Source organism: Pseudoalteromonas sp. S558, assembly GCF_005886635.1.
Classification (GTDB): domain Bacteria; phylum Pseudomonadota; class Gammaproteobacteria; order Enterobacterales; family Alteromonadaceae; genus Pseudoalteromonas; species Pseudoalteromonas aliena.
This window is the reverse complement of the sequence record NZ_PNDU01000559.1, coordinates 1-301: the sequence shown is the minus strand read 5'-3', so window position 1 is coordinate 301 and position 301 is coordinate 1. Positions and strand designations below refer to the sequence as shown.

Here is a 301-nt window from a genome sequence, read left to right as displayed (position 1 = left end):
TAGATTGAAATTTTTCAATCTAGGGGCGATTTAATCGCGGCGCGAGATAGATTTATTATCCAGAGTTCAGGTTAAATAGTAAGTGCTTATAGCTAAACAGGCCAAGCAAATTGCCTAAATGAGATGTTAAATCTTGGACGGGTTGCTTTAGGCGCACTCGCTAGAGCGTGTTGGTAGTTGTCTTGAAATCCTTTGCCCATGATAAGGAGTGAGCCATCTTCTAGCGTGAGACTATGCTGCTCTTGAATGTTACTTTGGCTGCGGATTAAAAATTCGCGCTCTGCACCTAAACTTATTGACG

The 301-nt window shown here is 42.2% G+C and carries 1 protein-coding gene; it reads right to left on the bottom strand.

Going from position 1 to position 301, the window contains the following annotated elements:
* Positions 1 to 92 precede the first annotated feature (92 nt).
* The coding region (locus tag CWB66_RS21415) for an alpha-ketoglutarate-dependent dioxygenase AlkB (protein ID WP_138587000.1) at positions 93 to 301 on the bottom strand (209 nt) is incomplete at its 5' end.